The organism is Anaerotignum neopropionicum (assembly GCF_001571775.1).
In the GTDB taxonomy this organism is placed as follows: domain Bacteria; phylum Bacillota; class Clostridia; order Lachnospirales; family Anaerotignaceae; genus Chakrabartyella; species Chakrabartyella neopropionicum.
On sequence record NZ_LRVM01000011.1, the window covers coordinates 21184 to 46113 of the forward strand.

Consider the following 24930-nt stretch of genomic DNA (forward strand, 5'->3'; position numbering starts at 1 on the left):
AAAACAAATAATAACTTAGGGGGAAAAAAAATGAAAGTCCAAGAATCAATGGAAGATTATCTTGAAACGATATTATTGCTAGAAAAGCAAACAGGCTATGTGCGCTCCATTGATATTGCTACTGCCCTAGGTTTTAGTAAACCCAGCATCAGCAATGCTATGAAAAAACTAAAATCAAACGGATATATTGATATGGAGGACCGTGGTAGTATTAAGTTGACTGAAAAAGGTAAGTCTGTGGCTATGGGAACTTATGAGCGTCATTGTGTAATTTCACAAATATTAATGGGCTTTGGCGTTTCTAAAGAAACTGCCTTAGAGGATGCCTGCCGCATTGAGCATGTGATTAGTAACGAAACCTTCGAGGGCATGAAGGAATTTTTAAAATCCAATCCATCCAATTCTTCGAAGTAATGGGTATTATAGAACTATTTTTGCTTCAGTTGAAAATGGCCCCATTGCTTGGCATAAGCTTTGCCCTGCAATATGGGCTGTTATTTTTATAAAGGTAATTCCTTGTATTGCATTTTTCCTAAATCGGAGCAAATAATTCAACAGTTTTGAACTTCTTGGAAATCCCCTCTTGAATAATAGAAAATAACGTGCTACAATCTCTCTATAGTTAGCAACTACTAACCATTTGTAAATTGTCAGGAGGTTACTTATGCCGCTTCTGTTAGCAGAAATGGGGATTCCATATACAATTGTGCGAATTGCAGGAAGGGAAAAAGAACGACACTACTGTCGTTGTCTGCGAAGGTGAGGAGACTAGGGAAAATATGTCTTTACTAAAGCAATCAGAATGTGATATTTTTCAAGGATATTATTTTTATAAACCCTTTCCCTTGGAGGAATTGGAAACCGCCTTTCTGTCCCAAGCCACGGAAGCAGGTTAATCGCCCTCCTTCAAAATTTTAGTAACCACATTTGTCATAAACACGAAGCCCCATTGCCTAAACTCTTCGGCAATGGGGCTTCACATTTGTTTCCTTTGTAAAATAAAAGTTATTACAAAATTCTGTTTTTCAAAGCTCACACCACGAATGGCAATTGCTTCTTTATTCCATTTCTTTTTTGAAACATAAATTTATTGAAAATAGGAATACCCGTAGAATTTCCCATTTTCCGGCTGTACCCCATGCTTGTACTCCAAAATTTCAGAAACCGTCACCAGCTGGTATCCCCGCTCCAATAAATAAGGAATCAGCCGTTCTGTTGCTGCCGCACTGGTTTCATAAATGCCATGCATTAAAATAACCTTCCCATCCAAACTGCCTTCGCTGCGAATCACATTCATAATGGCATCCGCATTTTTACTCTTCCAATCCAAAGTATCCACCGACCAAGTTACCATTGATAACGGTATATTTGCCTTCACAAAATCATTGCAGTTGCCGTAAGGCGGCCGAAACAACGTAGGTTCTGCCCCTGTTGTTTTACGAAAGGCTTCCGCCGTCTTAGCTACATCCTCTGCAATTGCCTTGGCAGAAAGGGTGTTAAAATTCTTGTGGGAATAGGAATGACTTCCAACCTCGCATCCTAATGCCAGCTCTCTTTGCACAGTTTCGGGATAGGCCTCTACCAGTTTGCCAAGATCAAAAAATGTTGCCACCACACCATTTTCCTCCAAAGCATCCAAAATGCGTCCTGTTTGAATGGGATTTGGGCCATCGTCAAAGGTTAAAGCAACCATTGGCTTATTAGGATCAATTTCCCGTTCCGGTTTGGTCACAGGCTGTATCGGCTGGGCTTCATCCTTCTCAACCACAGGCGGTGCTTCAATTCCAACCCCATTTAACAGCCCGGCAAGCTCACTGTAAGGAATGAAAAGGTCTACCCTGCCAAGGCTGCCCGGAAATACATCGTAGCGATGAAAATAAAACAGAACGCCCTCGCTGTTTAGGGCAAAGTGTTCAAAACGGCCGCCCTCCGGTGCCAGCGTAGTTTTATAATCGCCAAAAATCCTGTCTTTATAGGGTGCATGAGTGGTAAAATACTCTATCGTATAGGCCGAAGCTGCTTCCAAAAAGCCATCCTTTCTGATGTCCTTTTCGTCAATACGCTGCCCGGTGTTGATGTCAAAATGGAAAATCTCCACCTGCTCTACTGGCAAAATGTTCTCTCCAAGCTCTTGCGTTTCAAAAAAAACAATACAAACTTTGTCCTCACTTACAATGTAGCTGTCATAATCAAGATATAAAAACTTATCGCAATCATTTTGGGTTAAACGTCTTTTGGCTTTTTCATCCTTTATATCATACTTTTCGGCAAACTCTGCCTTAAGCCCTTCCACAAATTCTAAAATTTGGTTATTTATCTCCTCGTTTGCCATACGAGGATACTCTAAAACATAGGCAAGGGGTGCCGCATATTCTATGATTGATTCTTTCTCGCCAAGGGGCTCTGTGCTTTCCCTTTTTTCAGGCTCTGCTGGCATCGCCGCCTCAGCCTGCAATACCAACGGCTCGGCAGCCGCAATCGTACTTCCCTGCCCGCAGCCGCAAAACGCCACACAAGCAGCCAATGCCGCTAGGCAAATTATCCATTTCCTTCTCCTCATTATCGTGTATCTCCCCTCTAAAAACTATTTCCAGCAAGGATTGACATACTGGCCCTTCTCTTTTGTTTTTTTGCCGTATTGAATTGCCCCCTGGGGACATCGATTGAAGCAAGCTAAGCACATATTGCACCTATCCTTTATCCAACTGGGAGTCCCATCTTTTAATTGAATGCAATGGGCTGTGCATATCCTTTCACACAGACCGCATGCGATACAATCTTGGGTTACATAAAATGGTTTTGTTAAGGTTGCAAAGCACTGAAAAGCGGGACTGATTGCGGCAGTTAAAAAACCGGCCGCCTTCCCTTTTTTTACACGAAAAAAGCCTTGCTTTTGCTGCAGTAGCGCTTCTAAAATCCGATCCCATGTTTCCTGCGCCCTATGTAATATCTCCTCCTGCTTTTCCTGAAAATTGACCCCAGGTGTGACAAAATAATTATTGGGCATAATCACGGAATAGCCGCTTGCCAGTACAAGCCCCTTTTTTGTCAAAGCATCCTCCAACACATCTATGGCATTACCAGCCGCACCACCGCAGGTACAAACTCCAAAGGTATAGGGCTGTTTTTCCCAATGCAAAACCAGCTTCTTCACAAAATCCAACACAGCCTTTGGCGGTGCCCAAGCATATATAGGAAAAACAAAGCCCAGTTTTTCATTCTCCACTAAAGAATACTCTGTTTCGTTTTTCTCCACGGCCTGCGTAATATCAATCAAGGTTTCACCCAATTTTTCTGACAAAAAACGAGCAGTTGCATATGAATTTCCTGTTCCACTAAAATAAAATATCATTTCCATGCCCCCAATTCCCTTTTTATTTATCATATCATACTTTCGTATGGAGATATTAAAATTTTTATTAATTTTTGTAACATTTCGCCGACGGATTTTTCCATTTTCTGCTCTATTTTATTGTTTTTCCTTGCTTTATGTGCTACACTTTTTTAAACTAATCCAAACAAAGGAGTACATAAATATGCTGGAAAAAGCAATAATTCTTGCTGCAAACGCCCATATGGGGCAGTTAGATAAAGGAGGCAATCCATATATTTTGCATCCCGTTCGTGTTATGCTTGGATGTAAAACCATGGATGAAAAAATTGTAGCAATCCTCCATGACACTTTAGAAAACAGCGACTTAACAGCCGATGATCTTCTAAAGGAAGGCTTTTCAAAGGCAATTGTGGATGCCGTCGTTTGTCTTACCAGAAAAAAGGGGGAAGACTATATGGATTATATTCAAGAGGTTGCGAAAAACCCCTTGGCAAAAGCAGTAAAGCTTTCTGATTTAGCTGATAATATGGATTTAAAACGCCTGCCGGGATTAACGCCAAAGGATTTTCAAAGACTGGAGCGCTATTTGCGCGCACAACTGATTTTAGAAAAGGAACTGAAAAACTAAGATACAGCGCGTAGACAAACCTTGGGCGATGACCCCTCACTGCCCAAGATGGGCGGACGTCGAAGACGGCTTTTGCGAAGCAAAAGTGATGACCCCTCACTGCCCAAGATGGGCGGACGTCGAAGACGGCTTTTGCGAAGCAAAAGTGATGACCCCCAATCCCCTAAAACTCTTTTAGACATTTAAAAGCAAAGACCTCCAAGTTTTCACTTTGTCTTCCGTATGGATTAAGGTTGAGGTTTTCATAAAAACTTGAAGGCCTTTTTAAATGCCTTTCTCGTTCTCTTTTCTCCTTTGTATAAAAAACCAAAAATAAAGCTAATTTTTATTTTTCTTATAATCTAGTAGATTAAGCCTATAAGCCTTTCCCATTTTTTATTTTTTTACAGCATAACGACAGTTTTCGCTAAATAACATCATTTTACATTGCATGGACAAAGGGAGGGTGCTATAATTTTTCAGGCACGAAAAATAAACCCATGGTTTTTTATTTTTGTGTCCAAAAAGCTATTATCTTTATTATTTTTTCTATCACTTTCATTTATTTTAAGGAGGTTATTATGGAAAACCGCAAAATCATACAAGTAGATGAAAAGGTTCCCTTTTCCCTGCTCGCACCCTTATCCTTACAGCATATGTTCGCCATGTTTGGTGCAACCGTTCTTGTTCCCTTCCTGTTTGGCATTAACTCCTCTGTTGTTCTTTTTATGAATGGTTTCGGCACATTACTCTTTATTTTTATAACGCAAGGAAAAGCCCCTGCTTATTTAGGCTCAAGCTTTGCATTCCTGGCACCGGGGCTTTTGATTATTGACAAATTTGGTTATCAATATGCCTTGGGCGGATTCGTTGCAGTCGGCTTTTGTGGTTGTATTGTTGCCGCAATCATTGGTAAGTTTGGCTCCGATTGGATTAACGTAATTCTTCCACCTGCGGCAATGGGCCCCGTAGTTGCTTTAATTGGCTTAGAGCTGGCAGGTACCGCCGCAAATACAGGAGGTCTATTAGCAGAAGGCGGCCCATCAAGTGCAAATGTAATTGTGTTTTTAGTTACTTTGGGCGTTGCTGTTTTTGGCTCAGTTTTATTCCGAAAGTTTTTCGCCGTTATTCCCATTCTAATCGCCGTTGTTTGCGGTTATATTACAGCTTATTTTGTGGGTCTGGTGGATTTTGGTGCCGTGGGTAATGCAAGTTGGTTTGCACTTCCTAATTTTTCATCTCCAAAATTCAGCGCAGAAGCAATCGTCATTATGCTCCCTGCCCTTTTGGTTATCATTTCCGAACACATTGGCCACCAGATTGTTACAAGTAAAATTGTTGGCCATGACCTATTGAAGGATCCAGGTTTGCACCGTTCCTTGTTTGCTGACAACTTTTCCACCATGCTTTCCGGCTTTATCGGCTCCGTTCCAACCACAACCTATGGAGAAAACATTGGCGTTATGGCAATTACAAAAGTATACAGCGTTCGCGTTATTGCCGGTGCTGCCATTCTTTCTGTCATTTGTTCCTTCATCGGCAAATTAACAGTATTAATCGGCACAATTCCCGGTGCCGTAATCGGCGGAATTTCCTTCCTGCTTTACGGCATGATTGGCACCTCGGGCTTAAGAATTCTTGTGGATTCCAAGGTTGATTTTGATAAATCCAGAAATATTGCATTAACCTCTGTTATTTTCGTTGTTGGTCTTTCCGGAATTTCCATTAATCTAGGTAGTGTTGCATTAAGAGGGATGTCTCTTGCTGCTTTGGTTGCTATGGGATTAAGCTTACTTTTCTATATTTTTGACAAAATGGGTCTTATGAACGATAAATAATTCAAAGGGTGTGGACAAAGCAAAAACCTTGAAGGCTTCGCCCTAAAACACCCACAAGGGTTTCACCCTTGACCCGTCTAAACCTGCATGCATATGCGGGTTTAATAAAAGTTTTTGGTCTTGCTTTTTTCAAAAAGCAAGTGGGTTTGGGCAAAACCCAAGGTTTTTATACACTCTAAAGGGGATTTCAAAAATGAAATCCCCTTTTTTAATATACCGTTATTTTTTCTTATTCTCTTTTCCCGAAATATCCCCAATATCAACACGGCATACGCCTGTAATTTTAAGCCTTGGCATAATATAAGCCAGATGATCTTCAAGCATATCAGGGCTATAGCGTTTACAAATCAGCTGCAATGCTAACAGCTTTTCTTCCTCATCCTCAATGATTTTTGCCGCTCCCTCCACCACGGCGCTTTCGTAACGAACGGTGTAAAGGTCTTGCTCCACCTCTGCTTTACTCACAAAGCTCATACAAACCTTGGGATTTTCCTTTATATTATCAAGCTTTCGGCCTACCAGGGCACAATGAAAATAAATGCTGTTTTCATATAAAACATGACTTACCTGAACGGCATAGGGATCCCCATCCAAACTCGCTGTACTCAGCGTTGCATACTCGCTTTTCTCAATAATTTCTCTTGCTTTTTCCTCTGAAACCATTCTATCCTTGCGGCGCATTTCCTTTTTCATAAAACCCCTCCTGAATTTACCATAGTTTAACATACTATTTTTGAAAAGAAAACTGATTTTTTTCCTATATTTTGCACAAAATTACAATGCACCTTATTGAAAACCAATGTTGACAATACCTTATAAATGGAATAAACTTTTTATAGTTAATTTTTACTAACTACTTGGGGGTGAAAGAATGAAAGAAAAATTTAACATCACAGGAATGTCTTGTTCTGCCTGCTCCGCCCATGTGGAAAAAAGCGTAGGGAAACTGGTAGGCGTACAGACTGTTAATGTAAACCTTTTACAAAACTCTATGACGGTCACATTTGAACCTGATGTTATAGACAATAACGACATTATTCAAGCAGTCAAAAACAGTGGTTATGGCGCCTCTCCTGTGGGCGAAAAAGCAGATGTGCCGGCAGCTAAAAGTATTGCTGCGGATGAAATGAAGCATATGAAATTTAGGCTCATTTCCTCCTTCTGCTTTTTAATTCCCCTGTTTTATATTTCCATGGGGCATATGCTGGGTGCGCCTTTACCGGAAATCCTCTTAGGTGAAGAAAATACCCTGATTTTTGCATTGGTGCAATTATTTTTAACCCTTCCCGTTTTGGAGATTAATAAAAAGTACTTTTCTGTTGGGTTTCAAGCCCTTTGGAATCGCTCGCCAAATATGGATTCTCTCATTGCCATTGGCGCTGCGGCGTCAGTTATTTACGGTGTTTTTGCTATTTTTTCCATGGCTTTTTACATGGGCCGCGGGAATCTTATGCAGGCGCATCATTACAGCATGGAGCTGTATTTTGAATCCGCCGCAATGATACTTACCTTAATTACCGTAGGGAAATATATGGAAACACGCTCCAAGGGGAAAACCTCTGAGGCCATCAGCAAACTCATGAATCTTGCGCCGAAAATGGCAATGGTCTTAAAAAACGGGGTGGAAACAGAAATTCCCATTGATGAGGTTCGAGAAGGCGATGTCCTTGTGGTACGCCCGGGACACAGCATTCCTGTGGATGGAACCTTAATCGAAGGCTTTTGCGCTGTTGATGAAAGCGCCATTACCGGCGAAAGCATCCCCGCTGAAAAGCAAGTGGGAGATTCCGTTATTGGGGCAACGATAAACAAAAGCGGATATTTTAAAATGACGGCCACCCGTGTTGGCAAGGATACCACTCTTGCACAAATCATTACCCTTGTGGAAGAAGCGGGTGCTTCGAAAGCTCCCATTGCAAAGCTGGCGGATCAAGTAAGCGGCATTTTTGTACCCATCGTAATCAGCATTGCGTTGGTAGCTGCAATTGTATGGCTCATTGCAGGGCAAACCTTTGCCTTTGCTTTATCCATCGGCATTGCTGTCTTGGTCATCTCCTGCCCCTGCGCTTTGGGCTTGGCAACACCCACGGCAATTATGGTTGGAACAGGAAAGGGTGCGGAAAACGGTATTTTAATAAAATCCGCCGAAAGCCTGGAGATTGCCCATCGATTGGACACTGTGGTATTGGATAAAACAGGCACTTTAACAGAGGGAAAGCCTACGGTAACCGATATTTTTCCTGCAAAAAGCATTTTAAAAAATCCATTTCTACGCTTGGTATCCTCTTTGGAGGCACTTTCTGAGCACCCCTTAGGAGAGGCTGTGGTAGAATATGCTAAAAAACAGGAAATCAGTTTTTTTGAAGCAAAAAATTTGATTGCAACACCGGGCCAAGGAATTGAAGCCGAAATTGATGGTACTATCATCTGCGGTGGAAATTTGAAAATGATGAAAGAAAAGAAAATTGACATAGGCGATTATTTGCAAAAAGGAGAGGCCCTTGCAAATGAAGGAAAAACACCTTTATATTTTGCAAAAAACGGTAAATTTTTAGGCATGTTAGCATTGGCAGATACTTTAAAGGAAAGCAGTAAGGACGCCGTGGATGCCTTTCATCAAATGGGCATTGATGTAGTCATGCTTACAGGAGACAACCAGCGTACCGCCAATGCCATTGCCAAAAAACTGGGCATTCGTGCCATTGCCGATGTTTTGCCCCAGGATAAGGAGCAAGAGATTCGCCGTTTGCAGGAATCAGGGAAAAAAGTGGCTATGATAGGGGATGGAATCAATGACGCCCCAGCCCTTACCCGAGCCGACGTAGGAATTGCCATTGGTGCCGGAACGGACGTTGCCATAGAATCCGCCGATATTGTCCTAATAAAAAGCGATCTTTTGGATGCCGTTGCCGCAGTGGAGCTAAGCCACGCAACCATACGAAACATCAAGCAGAACCTATTTTGGGCTTTCTTTTATAATACGCTGGGGATTCCCTTGGCAGCAGGTGTGCTTTATCCAGTCTTTGGATTAAAGCTTAATCCGATGTTTGCAGCTGCTGCCATGAGCTTTAGCTCCGTTTTCGTTGTAAGTAATGCTTTACGGCTAAAATTATTTCGTCCCAAAAAGCATACTGCAAATTCCAATGAAACACAATTAAATCAAATACAAGTGGAGGAAACAAGTATGAAAAAAATATTAAAAATTGATGGTATGTCCTGCGGACATTGCACAGCACGGGTTGAAAAAGCCTTAAATAGCATTGATGGTGTCACTGCCCAGGTTAGCTTGGAGGGTAAAAGTGCTACCGTAAATCTTACAAAGGACATTGACGATGAAACATTGATTTCCACCGTTACCGATGCCGGGTATGAAGTAGTGGATATTCTATAACCATTTGAAAAAAGCCCATAATACAATATGGGCTCAGCCTGAAAACAAAGTCAAAGTTGAAGTCTTGAGGGCTTTGCCCTCAAACACCCACAAGGGTTTCATCCTTGACCCGTTACAAACCGCATGAACATGAGGTTTGTATAAAAGTTTTTGCCCTTGCTTTTTCAAAAGCAAGCAGGCATTTTCATCACTTATGCTACGCAAAAGCCCATAATATAATATGGGCTTTTTTATTGATTCTGTTTCCTTAAATATCCCTGCAACAAACCTTCCATTTCTTCTCTGCTTTCGGTATAATTCAGCTTCCCCCTCAATTCAGCAGATCCCGGCAACCCCTTCATATACCAAGACATATGCTTACGCATTTCTCTGATGCCGATGTATTCGCCTTTATATGCAATCAACATTTTTGCATGGCGCAAGGCTTTTTCAACCCTTTCCCCCGCTGTAGGCTCAGGTAGAATCTCTCCTGATTTCAGATAGTGCAATATCCTTTGAAATATCCACGGATTTCCTTGGGCACCCCGTCCCACCATAATGGCATCACAGCCTGTATGCTCAAACAAATTTTTGGCATCCTGAGGCGTAAACACATCTCCATTTCCAATAACAGGGATACTTACGGCCTCCTTTACCTGGCGAATAATGTCCCAATCCGCCTTGCCACTATAATATTGCTCTCTCGTTCTACCGTGCACCGCCACCGCAGCAGCGCCATTTGCCTCGGCAATTTTCGCAATTTCAGGGGCATTAATATGCATATCATCAAAGCCCTTGCGGAATTTTATAGTCACAGGCTTATTTTGTGCCTCAACCAATGCCTTTACAATCTCTCCCACACGAAAAGGTTCCTTCGTCAAAGCACTTCCCTCTCCGTTTTTCACAATTTTCGGTGCAGGACAGCCCATGTTCACATCAAGAATATCAAAGGGGTATCCCTCAATTTTCCGCCCCATTTCCCCTAAAATTTGAGGATCTGAGCCAAAAAGCTGTATGGCTGTGGGGCGTTCTGCCTCCTCAACCATCAACAGCTCCGTTGTATTTTTATTGTCATATAAAATCCCCTTAGCACTCACCATTTCCGAATAAACCAAACCGCAGCCCATTTCCTTACACAATAATCGAAACGGCAAATCCGTTACTCCAGCCATAGGTGCCAAAAACACATTATTTTCAATTTCAACCGTTCCAATTCGCATGATAACACCTCATATCTTTCTTTGGTTTTTTATCATACCAAACATTTTTATTCTTTGCAAGAAAAAAAGGACAAGCGTCCTTTTCGACTGAAGACAAACCTTGGGCGCCGCCCTCTCACTGCCCAAGATAGGACAGACGGCGGAGCCGGCTTTTGCGTAGCAAAAGTGATGACCACCTGCTTGCTTTTTGAAAAAAGCAAGACCAAAAACTTTTATTGAAACCGCATAGCTATGCGGTTTCTAAAGGGTCAAGGTGCAATGGCAAAGAAGTGTCATCTGTCCAAAGGACAGCTTTGCGCAGCAAAGTGCTAAGGTGAAACCCTTGTGGGTGCTTGAGGGCAAAGCCCTCATGGTTTTGACTTTGTCTACGTTCTGAAAAAGGACAACCGTCCTTTTCCTCATCTATTTTTATGATATAAAATTCTCAAGCCCTTTAGCGTTAACACAGGGTCCAAAATATCAAATATCTGCTTATCCGGATCAATTACCCTTGCTAAGCCCCCCGTTGCAACAACCTTCAATTCGGAAAAGCCAAGCTGCTCCTTCAATTGCTTAATGATGTACTTGGTTTGCCCGATATGTCCAATGACCAAACCCGCCTGAATACTACCTACCGTATTTTTCACAATAATGGATTTTGGCTTTTTAATCTCAATCTTGGGAAGCTGTGCTGCTCTTTGATACAAGGCTTCTGCACAAATGGAAATACCAGGTGTAATTAAACCCGTAATAAACTCGGATTTTTCGTTAATGACATCAAAGGTATTGGCTGTACCATAATCAATGACCACTGCCGGGCCACCATAAATCTCATTGACAGCAACCATATTGACAATGCGATCCGCCCCAACTGCCTTTGGGTTGTCCCGCTTGATGACGATGCCCGTTTTCATCCCAGCACTCACAATCATAGGTTCAATGTTGAAGTATTTCCGAATCCCCTGGGTCAGGGAATACATAATATCGGGAACAACAGAGGAAATAATCACAGCTTCAATTCGCTTTACATCAAAGCCTGCCGCTTCGAAAAGATTATACAAAAAAATCCCTGTTTCATCTGCCGTTTTATTGCTTCCGGTGGCCATACGCCAGCACTTCACCAGCTTTTCTTTGTGATATACACCCAAAACATAATTTGTATTCCCAACGTCTATTACAAGAAGCATTTGCTTTCCCCCTGTCGCCTGTTCTTATTCTTGTTGTATATGAGCCGCAACCCATGCAATGCAAGAACAGGGTCATAAACATCAAATATTTCTTCCTTCTCATCTATAATTTTGGCAAGGCCTCCTGTAGCAATTACCTTTATATTAGGAAAGCCAAATTCTTCTCGGATGCATTTAATCATATAAATTGTTTCTCCGATATGACTGACGACAAGACCTGCCTGCATACTTTCAACGGTATTTTTGGTGATTATGCTTTCGGGTGCAACAATTTCAAACTTTGGCAAATTCGCCGCCTTTTGATATAAAGCCTCTGCGCAAATTTGAAGCCCGGGCGCTGTAATTCCCGTTAAAAATGTCCCATCCTCACTGATTACATCAAAGGTAGTTGCCGTGCTGTAATCAATCACAATGGCCGGTCCACCATATCTTTCATAAGCCGCAACCAAATTTACAATACGATCCGTTCCCATCTCCTTGGGATTTTCCATCCTAAGGTTAATGCCTGTTTTCATTCCTGAACGAACAATCATGGCTTCACGCCTTAAATATTTGCGGATGCCGTTGGTCAGGGAGTACATCACATTAGGAACAACGGAAGAAATAATCACCGCTTCAATTTCTATGACCGAAATATTGGCATGCTGAAAAAACCCACGAATTAAGATACCCGTTTCATCGGAGGTTCGGCTGCTTACCGTAGATAACCTCCAGTTTGCCACAAGCTCTTCTCCGTCAAAAACGCCGATCACTGTGTTGGTATTACTAACATCAATTACTAATATCATGCTTCCCTCTCCTCAAAACCAAACATAAAAGGCGCGAGCTAACCCGCGCCTTACGATAGCCTTAGTTTGAACGAATCTTTTTATATAATACTTTTCTAAGTGTTTTGGAAACCACACCGCCCACAATGCATGTTGCCGGCACTTCAAGCAAACCATTCACGCCAACAAAAGCAAGTATAAATGCAAAAACATTTAAGTTGCCTAGGCTTGTGTTAATGGACTGAATATATTCAGTATTCCAGAAAAACAGCATCAATGCACCCATAAACAATATTGTATTAAATAATGCCCCAAGAAAACCACCGATAAAAAAGGAAACGGTTTTAGAATGGTCTAATTTTTCGATGCCTTTAAAAACAATTCCTGTAAGCCATCCCATCAAAGCTCTTGTAGGCACACAAACAAGAAACGTCAAAAAGGGATTAATCCCCAAAAGAACCACTCCAAATTGGCTCATTCCAAAGCACTGATAAAAGCTGGTTAAGCCGAACACTGTACCTAAAAGCAGACCTGCCCTGGGTCCGATAATCATTGCCCCAATTGCAACGGGAATGGTAATTAAAGAAACCTCTAAGCCCGCCGTTCGCAAAAATCCCAAAGGGGTAAAGGACATCAGCAAAATGATGGCAATCATCATTCCCGTCGTTGTTAAATCCTTTACAGAAAGCTTTTCCCCACTTTTTACTGCCATAGCCTGTTCACTCATTGTAATGACTCCTTTCATTCTCACTCCTATGCTCCGCATGGCGGAAGATATAAGATTACTAGGTTTTATTTGGGTTCACATTCTAATCATTTGAAGTATATCTGGTTGTTCATCACCATAACATCTTTCCCTGATATTTCTTAGAAAACTCACCTTGAACCATTATAACAGCTAATGAAATAATTACAATATATTTTTAGGATTTTTGTTAATTTTTGTACAATGTTTCACCATTTTTCGACTCATTCCAAAAGCTGATCCTTTAATTTTTCTCCTTCATCTGTAAAATAGATGGTGAACCATGCCGATAAAGATGCAAGGAGCTGTTTTTGGGTACGAAAAATCTCCTTTACCTCCAACTCCGCCCCGATCTCATCAAAATCAAAATCATCTTCACGCTTCACCGTTTCAAAATATATTTCACCATTTTCCCGAAAACCCATAAGGAAAGTGCAAGTCAGCTTTTGCGCCGTTGTAACGCAAATAATTCGGATTTCCTCCTGAATTCCTTCGGGAAGTTTCTGAAACATGGGCTCCAAATAATATTTTTGTTTCTCGTAGCTTGCCGCCGCCAAAATAAAGTTACTCACCTTGTTTCCCTCCTCTTATAGAAACCTCTCCCGAAAAGACAACCTCTTGTTTTCCATTATCCTTTCTAATTACAACCAATTCGCCCTCGGGTGTAATATCCACCGCTTGGGCAAAAAAGGTTTCCTTACCCAAAACCTTAACCTCTTGGTTGATGGTGCTGCACTTTTCCTTATACCTAAAAAGAAATGGCGCAAAGCTGGAATGGGAAGCAATAAATTCTTCATACAAACTTTCAAAATTCACTAAAACCCTTTGCAAAATGTTTTTTCTGGAAAAAGTTCTTCCACTTTCCAAATAAAGAGAGGTAGCGATATCCCCTAGTCCCTCCGGGAACTCGGTGGTGTTCACATTGATGCCAATGCCAACAATTACAAAATGTGTCTGCTGCATTTCGCAATCCATCTCCGTTAGGATTCCAACCAGCTTCTTTTCATTTAACAATATGTCGTTAGGCCACTTAATTTTAGGAGAAAGCCCTGTTTCCGCCTCCAATGCCTGGCATACGGCAAGTCCTGCTAAAAGGGTAAGTACCGATGCCTCAGAAGGAAAGATATTGGGCCGCAGCAAAATACTCATCCAAATACCGGAACCGGCAGGTGCTTCCCAGTGACGCCCACGCCTACCCCGCCCGGCGGTCATTCGCTCGGCAACGGCAATGGTTCCCTCGTCTCCCCCATCCAGGGCAATCTCACGCAAGCAACCATTGGTGGTGGTCGTTTCCTTATAAAAACAAATGGTTCTTCCCAGTTTTTTTGTTGAAAGCCCTTGGGCAATTTCCTTTTCATTATACATGGTATCGTGTAAAATCAATCGATATCCCTTATTTGTAACGGCTTCTATTTCATAACCTTCTTCCCTCAGCTTTTTTATTCCCTTCCAAACAGCAGCCCGACTAATACGCAACTGCTCTCCAATGTCTTGACCGGAAAGGAATCCTTGCTCTCGACGTAAAATTTCTAAAATTCGATACATAAATAACCTCCGTCAAAAAAAGAGCGTCTTTGAGACGCTCTCATTCTATCTTACCCTTTTGCCTTGCTGCTTACACGGCTCATGAATTTTTGCAAATCTATTATTGCACGGCCATGTGTGCCTTCACAAATTTTATCAACTTCATCGTAGCCCTTAATTTGGAAGGTTAAAAGCTTACCGTTTACCTCGGTCAGTTCAACTACGATGCGTACCTTCATGCCAACAGGAGTCGCAGCCATGTGCTTAAATTCAAAGGATGTGCCAACGGTTTCCCAACCCTCCGGTAAAAAAGGCTTTACCGCGCCAATTGCGGTGCCCTCAATCCATGACAATAATCTGGGGGATGCAAACACCGGCACGTTATCGTTTCCGAATACGGCTGCTGTATCTGTTTCCTCAACAATATATTCTCTTTCAAAGGTGATTCCGGGTACAATGTTGTTAAAATCCATCAGTCTTGCTCCTCTCTGTCTTCTCTTATGTTTTGTAAGTCGGTAATTTCCTCTATTTCCTCCGTTGCAATGCCTAAGATTTCATTCCGCACCTTTTGGTCAAACAATGTGCGGAATTCATCGCCTGTTACCTTTTCTTTTTCAACAAGCAGCTTTGCGGAAGCATGCAATACCTCTATGTTTTCTTTTAAAATCCGTATTGCTTCGTCATATGCATAGGTTATAATACGTTTTACTTCTTTATCAATGGTTGTAGCAATATCCTCGCTGTAATTGCGCTGGTGTCCCCAATCTTTGCCGATAAACACCTCATTATTGTCATCGCCAAACTGAATAGGGCCCAAAAGCTCACTCATGCCATATTTGGTAACCATATTTCTAGCCATTGCTGTTGCACGTTCAATATCATTGGAGGCGCCTGTGGTGATATCCTTAATCACAATATATTCCGCCGCACGACCACCCAATAGGCTGACAATTTCCTGCTCCATGAATATCTTTGTCATATACATTTTATCTTCGCCGGGCAAGGGCATGGTGTAGCCCCCCGCCATTCCCGTAGGAATAATAGAAATGCTATGAACAGGATCCAGCTCACTTAATACTTCAAATAAAATGGCGTGTCCGCTTTCATGGTATGCCGTAATATATTTTTCTTTATCAGAAATCACTCTGGTCTTTTTCTCTGTTCCAACGCCAATTTTAATCAGCGCTTTCTGGATTTCTTCCATGTCAACTTCCGTTTTGTCTGCTCTGGCTGTAAGCAATGCTGCCTCATTTAAAAGATTTGCCAAGTCAGCGCCTGTAAATCCCGCTGTTGTTTGGGCAACCACCTTCAAGTCAACATCAGGCGCCAAGGATTTGCCCTTTGAATGTACCCGCAAAATCGCCTCTCTGCCCTTTACATCAGGCCTGCCCACATAAACCTGTCTGTCGAAACGACCGGGACGCAGCAACGCAGGGTCTAAAATATCCGCCCGGTTGGTTGCAGCAATAATAATAACACTTTCGTTAATCCCAAAGCCGTCCATCTCAACGAGCAGCTGATTCAAGGTTTGCTCTCTTTCATCATGTCCGCCGCCAAGGCCGGCACCTCTGCGACGCCCTACGGCATCAATTTCATCGATAAAAACAATGCTTGGTGCATGCTTCTTCGCCTGCTCAAACAAATCACGCACACGGGATGCACCAACACCGACAAACATTTCAACAAAGTCAGAACCGGAAATGCTAAAGAACGGCACGCCTGCCTCACCCGCAACCGCTTTTGCTAACAACGTTTTACCTGTCCCCGGAGGGCCAACCAAAAGCACGCCTTTTGGAATACGCGCGCCCAAATCCGTAAATTTTTGGGGTGTACGAAGAAAATGAACCAATTCTTCCAGCTCCGCTTTTTCCTCATCGCAGCCCGCAACGTTTTCAAAGGTGATTTTGTTTTCACCCTCTACACTCATTTTTGCCTTGCTTTTTCCAAAGCTTGCCATTTTCCCGCCACCGCCTTGAAGCTTGTTAAACAGCAGCATAAAAAACAGCACCATAACAATCATCATAATCAAAGACGGCAATATGGTAGAGAGCAAGCTCTCTTTTGGCACATCTTGGATTGTTACTTTAATTGCGTCTCCATCGGCAATCTTCTGATCTACACGCTCTTGGAAAGTGGAAATGCTATTAATATTTACAGAAATAACGCTGCCGTCATCAAGGGTCGCCTCAGCAGTACCAAAGTCACCAACCTCTTTGCTTCTGCTTAAAGCAAGCTCTTTTATATTGCCGCTTTCCAACTCGTTTAACAAGTCGCTGTAAGTATATGCCTTTTGTTCCCCCTTCGGAGCAGTAAACCCCTCGTTATTGAAGGCCAAAAAGGCCAGAATAATAACAAAAATTGCCGCATACAGCCCTATGGCCTTCCAGTATTTATTCAATAGATTCCCTCCTGTTGATTCGTAATGCGAATTTACTTATTCCTTCTTAATTTATCCGTACTAGTTTATAATTTTATCACATTTTCATAGAAAAGGCAACGTAGGTTTAGAAAAGTTTCACCAAAAACACCGCTTTTTCTATGGTAATACGTCATAATTCTATGCGTCCAAATGTGCTGTCAGATTTTTCGTCAGCCAAAACAAAAAGCACTGTGAATACTGGTGGTATTTGGGAGCATTTTTGTGCAGACTGATGGAAAAGATGCAAGCAGATGGATGTACATGCGTTAGCCGCAAATTGTGCAGTGTTACCCTGACAAAAAAAGAAAAAGAATTCCTAATAGGGAACTCCTCTTCCGGCATTATTTATGCTTCGTCAAAATGCAAAATGCCTACATAATTCAAATTTCTGTATCTTTGGGCATAATCCAAGCCATACCCAACCACAAATGCATCAGGAATGGTAAAGCCAACATAATCAACAGGAACATCCGCAACGCGTCTGTCCGGCTTGTCCAACAAGGTACAAATCTTAAAAGACTTTGGTTCTCTTTTTAATAAAAGATCTCTCAAATGGCTTAACGTTCTGCCACTGTCAATAATATCCTCAATCAAAAGAACATTTTTCCCTGAAATATCCTCATCCAAATCCCGCAAAATCTTAATTTTACCGGAGCTCTCCGTGCCGTTTCCATAGCTGGAAACATCCATAAAGCTCATTGTAACGGGCATTTTCAGTCGTTTGGAAAGCTCTGTCAAGGTCATTACCGCACCTTTTAAAACACAAACCAGCTCAACCTGCTCACCGCCAAAATCCTCATAAATCTGCTCAGCCATTTCTTCCAGTCTTTTGCTGATTGCATCAGCGCTGATCATCACTTCTACTCTTTCTTTCATTCCTTAACGAACCTCCGTATCTGAACTGTCAAAAAACGTTTTGTTGCCCCATCCACTTGATATGCCGCCGATGAGCGCTTACCCACTACCCAAAGAATTTGATCCTCAAAGGCAATCAGAGGTACTCTATCCCTCTCATCTCTGGGAATTTTGTCGTCAATCATAAAATCTTTCAGCTTTTTCCGCCCATTTCCAACGGCAAGGCGATCTCCCTTTTGTCTGGTTCGACAAAAAATCGCACAGCCTATTTTATCATAATCAAATACTTTCGTACAGCTATCTTCATTTTTTTCTGTACTTTTTTCCGTACAAACCCAAGTACGCACAAATAAATTGGCTTCGGCAACAAAAATTTCCTGTCCCATAGGCAGTGAATAGCAAAAACCCACGCCTTCCACCCTATCTTTTTTCATCGTTATTACATCATAATTTCTTTGCACAATCATTTTGTTTGGCAAATGCAAGCTTTTGCCGCTTTCTTGCTTCAGCAGTCCTTCCAGCAGTGCGAAATGAACGAAAGTCACATCTTTTTTTGCGCCTAATTTCTGAAAAGCTATGCCGAAAACTCTCTTTTGCATTACCCTGTGCATATTCGTTAGCGCACTTATATTAAGCCTTATCTCATGGTTTCCCACCTTTTCCCCAGCGCTGGAAAACAGCTCCATGGCTTGACCCTGCAAATATTCTTCTTCTTCAGCGAAAATTTCGGCGGCTTGGGCAATATGTGCCGTTGCTTTAGGATAAATTTCCATGAGCAAAGGCAAAATCTGGTTTCTAACCCGATTTCTTGTATAGGTATTTTCCATATTTGTGCTGTCTTGACAATAGCTCAGCCCATTTTTCTCACAATAGCCTTCGATTTCTTCTCTTGTGCAAAATAATAGGGGACGTACAATAAAATCCCTCACAGGGCGAATTCCCGTCAAGCCCGAACCCCCTGCGCCACGGCAAAGACGCATTAAAATGGTTTCTGCCTGGTCGTTTTTATTATGGGCAACGGCGATCACCCCACCGTTTCTTTCCTTCTCAAAAACCTGGTAGCGCAGTAAGCGTCCCGTTTCCTCCATGCCTAAGCCTCGCATTTGTGCTTCTTTTGCCACATCAAAATAATAAACCTTACAGGGAATACCCCATTTACGGCAAATTTCCTCCACAAAAGCCCTGTCGTGGTCTGCCTCTGCGCCTCGTAACCCATGATGGACATGAATTGCCGTAAGGCTCCAGTTTTGCCCCTGGGCAAACCCCTTTAATATATGCAGCAATGCAACAGAATCAGCTCCCCCGGACACGCCAACTACAATATTCCCTCCATAAGGACACATATGAAATTGTTCCATGGTCTGCCAAACTTTATTTTGCATATCACTTGCTCCCACGCTAAAATTCTTCCATATCATTGCCCTCAGTTTGAAGGCTTTTTAAAACAAATATGTATTCACTTTACACGATAATTGGGCAAAAGGCAATATTTATAGCCGCAGATTATCCTTCTTGTGCCTTTCTTCATGAAAAAACAAAACCTCCCCAATTTTTAAAAAACAGGAGAGGCTTTGTCGGCCCATTCATTTCAATCACTAATACTTAACTATATAAAGGAAATTATTACATTATCAGGATTTACCAAGCTGCAAAATTTTATTCTCTTTTACGCACTTTTTCTTTTTTTCCAAAACCGTCCCGCCAATACGGTCATATCATCCATTGGAACATCTTTTATCTCTTTTTTTGCCTCTCTGAGAATATAATCCGCCGCATCCTGGGGGTTGGACAAAGGAACTTTTTCCAATTTATCCTTGAGCCAACCCGCTGTAATATTTTCCCCACCCAGTGCCTCGGTAATGCCATCGCTGAGCAAAAAAACCATATCTCCATCCTTTAACAGCATTTCATTTTTCACAATCTGAACTTGCTGCAATATTCCTGCCGGCAAGGTATGGGCAGTTATGGTTAAAATGCGTTCGCCCCGGCTTATGTAGGAAGATACTGCGCCCAGCTTAATAAATTCCGCTCTGCCGTCAAATAAATCAACGGCGCAAATATCAAGGGTTGCATAGGTTTCCTCGCCTTTTCTCAACAGTAGTGCGGAATTTATCATTTTTACCGCTAAATCCCGTTCGAAGCCTGCCTCCGTAAATTGCTCCAAAAGCTCAATGGCCGTTCGGCTTTCCTCGGCGGCCCTTTTCCCCTGTCCCATCCCATCTGACAGCGCCATCAAAGCAATTCCTCTATCTGTTTCCAAAAAAGCGGTGCTATCCCCAATGGGCTGATTTTCCTCAGCAGAGGAAAAGGCCGTTGCCGTTGCTAAACCAAAGGAGGGTACCTCCGTAAAGCAAAGGGTGCATATGCCATCCTTCTGACAATGACAGGTATTTGCATCCTTTAAAACCATAGGTCGGTTCATGGTGCGCTTTACCAAGGGTAAGAGCTTACTTTTGCACACGCCGCGACATCCGCAGCCACGAAAAGAAATTTGCACTTGTCTGCCAAATCTGTTTTTTTCCTCCACGACACGCACATCCCGCAAACGAATTCCTTCCTTCCCGCACTCCTCTCGCAATAATTGCCCCGCCTGCTCCAAAAAGACATGTCCCACCTCAAGCTGACCGGAAAGCCCCAATAAAATATCGCTTACCGCCTTCATCTGCTGACTAACCAGTTCTCTGCATTCCGCCAAACGTCCCAGCCAAAGGCGATCTCTGCGGTATCCGTCATAAGCCTGGTTTACGGTATTCACAAAAACATCCCCCCGAGCGCACATTTGGGAAAAGGCTTCCGGTAGCTGTGATAACGTAACACGCCCTTTCTCTTCACAGTAGGATAAGGCAGAAAACGTCATGCTGTAGGTACGATACAACTCCTCATTCCAGCAATAGTGGGCCATTCCACAGCCTTTGCATGCCTTTTCCGCAATGTTATCCACCAGCTTTGAAACATCCTTTTTTTCTTGAAGTTCCTCTTGGTGCACAAAGGTTTTTGCCAAAGCGGCAAAGGCTTGTGAAAATGCAAGAAGCCGTTCCTCCAGAAGCTCCTTTTTTCGAATAAATTTATCCTTGCTCTCCTCTTTTTCCCACAAATTCCCTGTCATCCAAACAAGGTATTTTTTGGGGGTTACGAAAAAAGCGGCTGCACCCAATGCCCATCCCCCTGCCCATAAAGGCTCCACCAACGAAGCATCTGCATAAAACAAAAACAGCACAGGGGTTATCATTAGTGCAAGTACCAACGGAACCCGCCCCAAATCCTTCAAGCACCCAGCCATAAGCCCGCTCACGCCAAGTACTGTAAAAAACAATAAATCAACACCGCTGCAAAGATATAGCACTAACCCTAGCAGTATGCCTGCGGCAGAACCGCCCCCCATTCCGTCCCTCCAAGCACAAGCAGCCAAGAAATAGGCCAACAGGCAAGGAAGCACGCCTTGCTGTAAATAGGGTACCTCCATTTGAGAAATACCCGCCATGGCACCCCCAAAAAGAAATACCAAACCCAAGGTTTCCTCACGTGTGGGAATGGACACCTTCCTTTTTTCCCAAAGAAAAACAATTCCTCTTTGAGCCAATAAAGAAAGCCCCATGACCAAGGCACTTTCTATGCCTGCAACGGCAAAATAAAAAGTCAAACCGCCCTTACTAATTGCAAAAAAAACACCAGCAAGGGCCATGGCAAAGGCGCCCAGCAAGGCCTTTTTCAGCATTTCTTCTCGCTCCACAAACCTCCCCAAGGTGAGCTGAATGGCGCAAGCAGCAGCCAACGCTGCCCCTGCCTTTAGAGGAATATCTACGATGCACCCCGCCGCAACACAAACCAACGCGCCCCAAAATAAAATTCCTTCGCCAAAAAACAAAGAGAGGTATGCAATTCCCATGGGGCGCAAAATATGTAGCATTTCCGCCTTCCCCCAGCAAACACCCATAACGCATATCATAGCAAACCTTAATACATCCTTACCATGAATCAGCTTGGGTATTCTGGACGAATGAAAAGGTGCATCTTGGGACACCCCAGGCTGCGGAGCAATTTGTTCTAAAATAATTTCTGTTTTTTCCATGACTTTTCCCTCCATATTCTCTATTGTAAGAAAATATGACTGCTTTTTTTGTCAATCGCTGGAGGTATCGTATATTTTTTTTCGACAATTCCCTTGAAAAACTTCCGTATTTTTTTTGTGAAGCCTACGCTTTTCTACCTAAAAATTCGCTAATTTTTTTGCAGTGTAAATAAAGTGTTTTTTATGCAAAAAAAACTTGTGATTCATAGAATCACAAGCCTTTTTCACTTTTACTCTCAATTAATTCATTGCAATAAGATATCAACGAATTTATTTGTCCTGAGCGGTTATTCCTGTTATCTTACCACTGCTGTTTTTTGTCAACTTCACATAACAGGTATCTCTTTCACTTTTACAGTCACTCAGGAATTTTTTCAGACCGGTTAGATCATCCTTATAATCATCTTCATCGTAGTACCTACTGCTTATGTTATAACTTACATCCACACTGGAAGTACAATACCATGTATATTCTTTCCCCGAGCTGTCCTCAATGATGAGTCTGCTGCTGGAGGTGGCTACGCTGGTTAAATCGCCTTTTAGCGGCTTATCGTCCTCATCTTCGTCATCCTCATCCACAATTTTTGCCACTACCTTTGTTACCTGATTATTCGAGTTCAAATAGAGTGTTACGGAAATCACCTCGTCGCGATCCAAATCATCCAACGCATCTTCCAAGTCCCCTACATCCGAACTTTTTCCGCCTAAGGTTACAGTAACAGTACCCGATTTAAAATCGTAGGTTTTTGTTTTGGAGCTAACCTTCACCGAAATCTCCCACGCATCAAGATCAATAAGCGTACCCTTAACGGTTTCATCTGTATCGCTATCTTCTGATGTCGCCACAATTTTTGTCACCTCATTACTGCTGTTAAGGGTCAAAGTAACAGAAATTGATTCTTTGCTATTGAGCGCGGCCTCTAGGGCAGTGTCTAATTTAGTAACTGTAGTACTGCTGCCATCTAAAGTTACCTTTGCACTGCTGGTAATATCATAGGTATAGTTTACACCGCCGGCGGTGATTGTAATTGTATCTTTTTTAGGTTCAACAGTCTTTAAGGTACCCTTGGTTGCCTTAGTGTTTTTACCAATAATTTCTGTAACTGCACCTTTGCTGTTAAAAGTCAGCTCAACATCATAGCTATAATCCTTATAGCTGTTTTTCAAGGTGGTCAAAGTTACACTCTTTCCATCAATTTTAATGCTAGGACTGCTCAAATCATAATCATAGCTCTTGCTATTTACAGTAATTGTAATTTTTGATGTCGTCAGTGTCTTTAACGTACCTTTTGACAAAGCTGAATTTTTTGTGGTAGCTGCAATCTCTGTAACGGTATCATAACGGTCAACCGTCAAAGCAACTCTATAAGGATTGCTATCATATTTACTGGTTAAGGTTGCAAGGGTACTGCTCTTACCATCAATCGTAACATCCACATTTGTATCAATAGAATAGCTGTAGGTTTTTCCTGCTGCCTTTAATTCAAGGCGACGGGTGTTGATGAAATCTAAAGTTCCATGGGTTTCGTCCTCCATGAAATCAATATTGATATTTGTAACATAGCCCTTGCTATCCAACTTTAAAGTTACCGTGTAATTATTCTTTTTATAGTTGCTTGTAAGCGTAGAAAACAGCATGGATTTCCCATCATATTTGATTGTTACATCAGCCTCAGAAAGAGGATAGTCGTAACTCTTGCTGCCCACCTCAATGGTCAATTTCGAATCGCTCATATAGGTAAGATCACCGGAAAGAGGATTATTTGTACTGCTCATGGCTTCAATTTTTGAGACATTATCCGACTTATCAAAGGACAGTGTTACGTTATAATCATAATCTTCCATGGCGGTAATTAATTTAGCAACGGTGGATTTACTGCCGCCAATGGTAACACTAACACTGTCTGCTAAGCGGTATGTCGTTTCGTTGCTGCCATCCTTCACAGTAATTTTGCTGCTTGTCAAAGCCTTTAGCTTATAAGTTTTGCTCGTTGCAATTCCTTTTATAGATTTATTAATCACAACCGCACTTAAGCTATCATTGCTATAAGTAACAGTAACGGTATCACCAATGCCAATGTCCTTTAAAGCAACGGTTTCTCCGTCATAGGTCACCTTCACAGAAGTACTCTTTCCAAATACATTTACACCTTCACCGCTATTTGCTTTTACACTTAAAAAGATATCACCATTGCTTAATACCATGCTATTAATTACCGTTCCCGCCAAGGTGCCTGCTGTTGGCGCAGAAGGAGTTGTGGTAGCGGAACCATTCAAAGTGTTATAGGTAATTACAGACAGTACAGCCATTTCCGCACGATTTATTTTTGCATTGGGATTGAAATTATTATTCGTATCCCCAACCATTACTTTCTTGGAGTTTAACAGTGCCAAATACGGCACAGCAGCGCTGGAAACCTGGCCTTTGTCTTTATAAGAAAGCGTTGCGCTGTTGTTGACAGTATAAACCAAGCTTAACGCTTTACCAAACATTAATCCAACTTCTTCTCTGCTTGCATTTTGTGTGCCGTTTTTCAATTTCGTTAGATCACTGGTTTCGATGATTTTGTTTTCCAATGCATAGGCAGTGGCATTGTATGCCCATGTGGGAATATTGTATGCACTCATGACAGATGTCCATTTGCTGACATCTGTAGCAGATACATCCTGTTTCGTATACACCTTCATAATGGAGTAAATCATCTGCACAGATTCACATAATGTTACATTATTTTTTGGCTTAGAGTACTTTTTGCCATTTTCAGTATACCCGCTCATCAAACCCAGGGATTGCGCATCATCGATATATTTTGCCGCGCCCGACCAAGGCACTGTATTAATATCCGCAAATACAGAACCAAAAGCGGTCACCCCCGTGCTTCCAAACACTAAAGATATGGCCGTTACGACCGTCAAAAATTTTTTCATAAGTAAATGCCCCCATTCAACTTATCACTTTTAATCAAAACATATTATAATTTTACCAATTCAGGCTCACTAAAACTACTATAACATA

The 24930-nt window shown here is 42.1% G+C and carries 19 protein-coding genes; 4 read left to right on the forward strand and 15 right to left on the reverse strand.

The features are described 5' to 3' along the window. Positions 1 to 30 precede the first annotated feature (30 nt). Positions 31 to 414, forward strand: a complete 384-nt coding sequence (locus tag CLNEO_RS12935; RefSeq protein WP_066089868.1) for a metal-dependent transcriptional regulator — start codon at positions 31 to 33, stop codon at positions 412 to 414. 673 nt (positions 415 to 1087) lie between these two features. Here the strand turns inward: CLNEO_RS12935 and CLNEO_RS12940 are convergent. Together CLNEO_RS12940 and CLNEO_RS12945 are read right to left on the reverse strand one after the other, a co-directional pair. Next, positions 1088 to 2560 carry a polysaccharide deacetylase family protein gene (locus CLNEO_RS12940; protein ID WP_066089871.1) on the reverse strand — a complete coding sequence of 491 codons (1473 nt, stop codon included), beginning with the start codon at positions 2558 to 2560 and terminating at the stop codon, positions 1088 to 1090. Between the two features lie 24 nt (positions 2561 to 2584). Next, entirely contained in the window at positions 2585 to 3352 is a 768-nt protein-coding gene (locus CLNEO_RS12945; RefSeq protein ID WP_066089874.1) for an EFR1 family ferrodoxin, read from the reverse strand. 184 nt (positions 3353 to 3536) lie between these two features. Here CLNEO_RS12945 and CLNEO_RS12950 point away from each other — a divergent pair, with 184 nt between their 5' ends. Further along, positions 3537 to 3962 (forward strand): GTP pyrophosphokinase, encoded by a 426-nt coding sequence (locus CLNEO_RS12950; protein ID WP_201032936.1) that lies wholly within the window; start codon positions 3537 to 3539, stop codon positions 3960 to 3962. Between the two features lie 560 nt (positions 3963 to 4522). Continuing rightward, positions 4523 to 5779, forward strand: coding sequence for a uracil permease (uraA, locus tag CLNEO_RS12955; RefSeq protein WP_066090060.1), 1257 nt, complete (start codon positions 4523 to 4525; stop codon positions 5777 to 5779). 219 nt (positions 5780 to 5998) lie between these two features. Here uraA and CLNEO_RS12960 read toward each other — a convergent pair whose 3' ends face one another. Next, positions 5999 to 6472 carry a pyridoxamine 5'-phosphate oxidase family protein gene (locus tag CLNEO_RS12960; protein WP_066089877.1) on the reverse strand — a complete coding sequence of 158 codons (474 nt, stop codon included), beginning with the start codon at positions 6470 to 6472 and terminating at the stop codon, positions 5999 to 6001. A gap of 178 nt (positions 6473 to 6650) precedes the next feature. On the opposite strand from CLNEO_RS12960, the gene CLNEO_RS12965 reads away from it, so the two are divergent. Next, entirely contained in the window at positions 6651 to 9170 is a 2520-nt protein-coding gene (locus CLNEO_RS12965; RefSeq protein ID WP_066089881.1) for a heavy metal translocating P-type ATPase, read from the forward strand. Between the two features lie 230 nt (positions 9171 to 9400). Here the strand turns inward: CLNEO_RS12965 and dusB are convergent, their stop codons facing one another. From dusB to CLNEO_RS13030, 12 genes are all read right to left on the reverse strand, one after another. Further along, positions 9401 to 10369: a tRNA dihydrouridine synthase DusB gene (dusB, locus tag CLNEO_RS12970; protein WP_066089884.1), complete on the reverse strand. Its 969-nt coding sequence runs from the start codon at positions 10367 to 10369 to the stop codon at positions 9401 to 9403. A gap of 398 nt (positions 10370 to 10767) precedes the next feature. Beyond that, a complete protein-coding gene (locus CLNEO_RS12980; RefSeq protein WP_066089888.1) occupies positions 10768 to 11535 on the reverse strand; it encodes a type III pantothenate kinase in 768 nt (255 codons plus the stop codon). Continuing rightward, the gene (locus CLNEO_RS12985; protein WP_066089891.1) at positions 11523 to 12323 is read right to left on the reverse strand and encodes a type III pantothenate kinase; all 801 of its coding nucleotides are present in this window, start codon (positions 12321 to 12323) and stop codon (positions 11523 to 11525) included. Before CLNEO_RS12985 ends, CLNEO_RS12980 begins: the two co-directional genes overlap by 13 nt. Positions 12324 to 12384: 61 nt before the next feature. Beyond that, entirely contained in the window at positions 12385 to 13029 is a 645-nt protein-coding gene (locus tag CLNEO_RS12990) for an ECF transporter S component (RefSeq protein WP_242864210.1), read from the reverse strand. Between the two features lie 242 nt (positions 13030 to 13271). Continuing rightward, on the reverse strand, positions 13272 to 13619 hold the full coding sequence (locus CLNEO_RS12995; RefSeq protein WP_066089894.1) for a DUF6145 family protein: 348 nt from the start codon (positions 13617 to 13619) through the stop codon (positions 13272 to 13274). Continuing rightward, positions 13612 to 14592, reverse strand: coding sequence for a biotin--[acetyl-CoA-carboxylase] ligase (locus tag CLNEO_RS13000; RefSeq protein ID WP_066089897.1), 981 nt, complete (start codon positions 14590 to 14592; stop codon positions 13612 to 13614). The genes CLNEO_RS12995 and CLNEO_RS13000 overlap by 8 nt, the downstream gene beginning before the upstream one ends. 50 nt (positions 14593 to 14642) lie before the next feature. Next, entirely contained in the window at positions 14643 to 15044 is a 402-nt protein-coding gene (locus tag CLNEO_RS13005) for a thioesterase family protein (protein ID WP_066089901.1), read from the reverse strand. Beyond that, entirely contained in the window at positions 15044 to 16969 is a 1926-nt protein-coding gene (ftsH, locus tag CLNEO_RS13010; protein ID WP_066089903.1) for an ATP-dependent zinc metalloprotease FtsH, read from the reverse strand. The genes CLNEO_RS13005 and ftsH overlap by 1 nt, the downstream gene beginning before the upstream one ends. 366 nt (positions 16970 to 17335) lie before the next feature. Continuing rightward, positions 17336 to 17866 carry a hypoxanthine phosphoribosyltransferase gene (hpt, locus tag CLNEO_RS13015; RefSeq protein WP_066089906.1) on the reverse strand — a complete coding sequence of 177 codons (531 nt, stop codon included), beginning with the start codon at positions 17864 to 17866 and terminating at the stop codon, positions 17336 to 17338. Further along, positions 17863 to 19227, reverse strand: a complete 1365-nt coding sequence (gene tilS / locus CLNEO_RS13020) for a tRNA lysidine(34) synthetase TilS (RefSeq protein WP_066089910.1) — start codon at positions 19225 to 19227, stop codon at positions 17863 to 17865. The genes hpt and tilS overlap by 4 nt, the downstream gene beginning before the upstream one ends. Before the next feature lie 284 nt (positions 19228 to 19511). Beyond that, a complete protein-coding gene (gene spoIIE, locus CLNEO_RS13025; protein ID WP_066089913.1) occupies positions 19512 to 21914 on the reverse strand; it encodes a stage II sporulation protein E in 2403 nt (800 codons plus the stop codon). Between the two features lie 270 nt (positions 21915 to 22184). After that, on the reverse strand, positions 22185 to 24842 hold the full coding sequence (locus CLNEO_RS13030; protein ID WP_066089916.1) for an S-layer homology domain-containing protein: 2658 nt from the start codon (positions 24840 to 24842) through the stop codon (positions 22185 to 22187). Positions 24843 to 24930 lie beyond the last annotated feature (88 nt).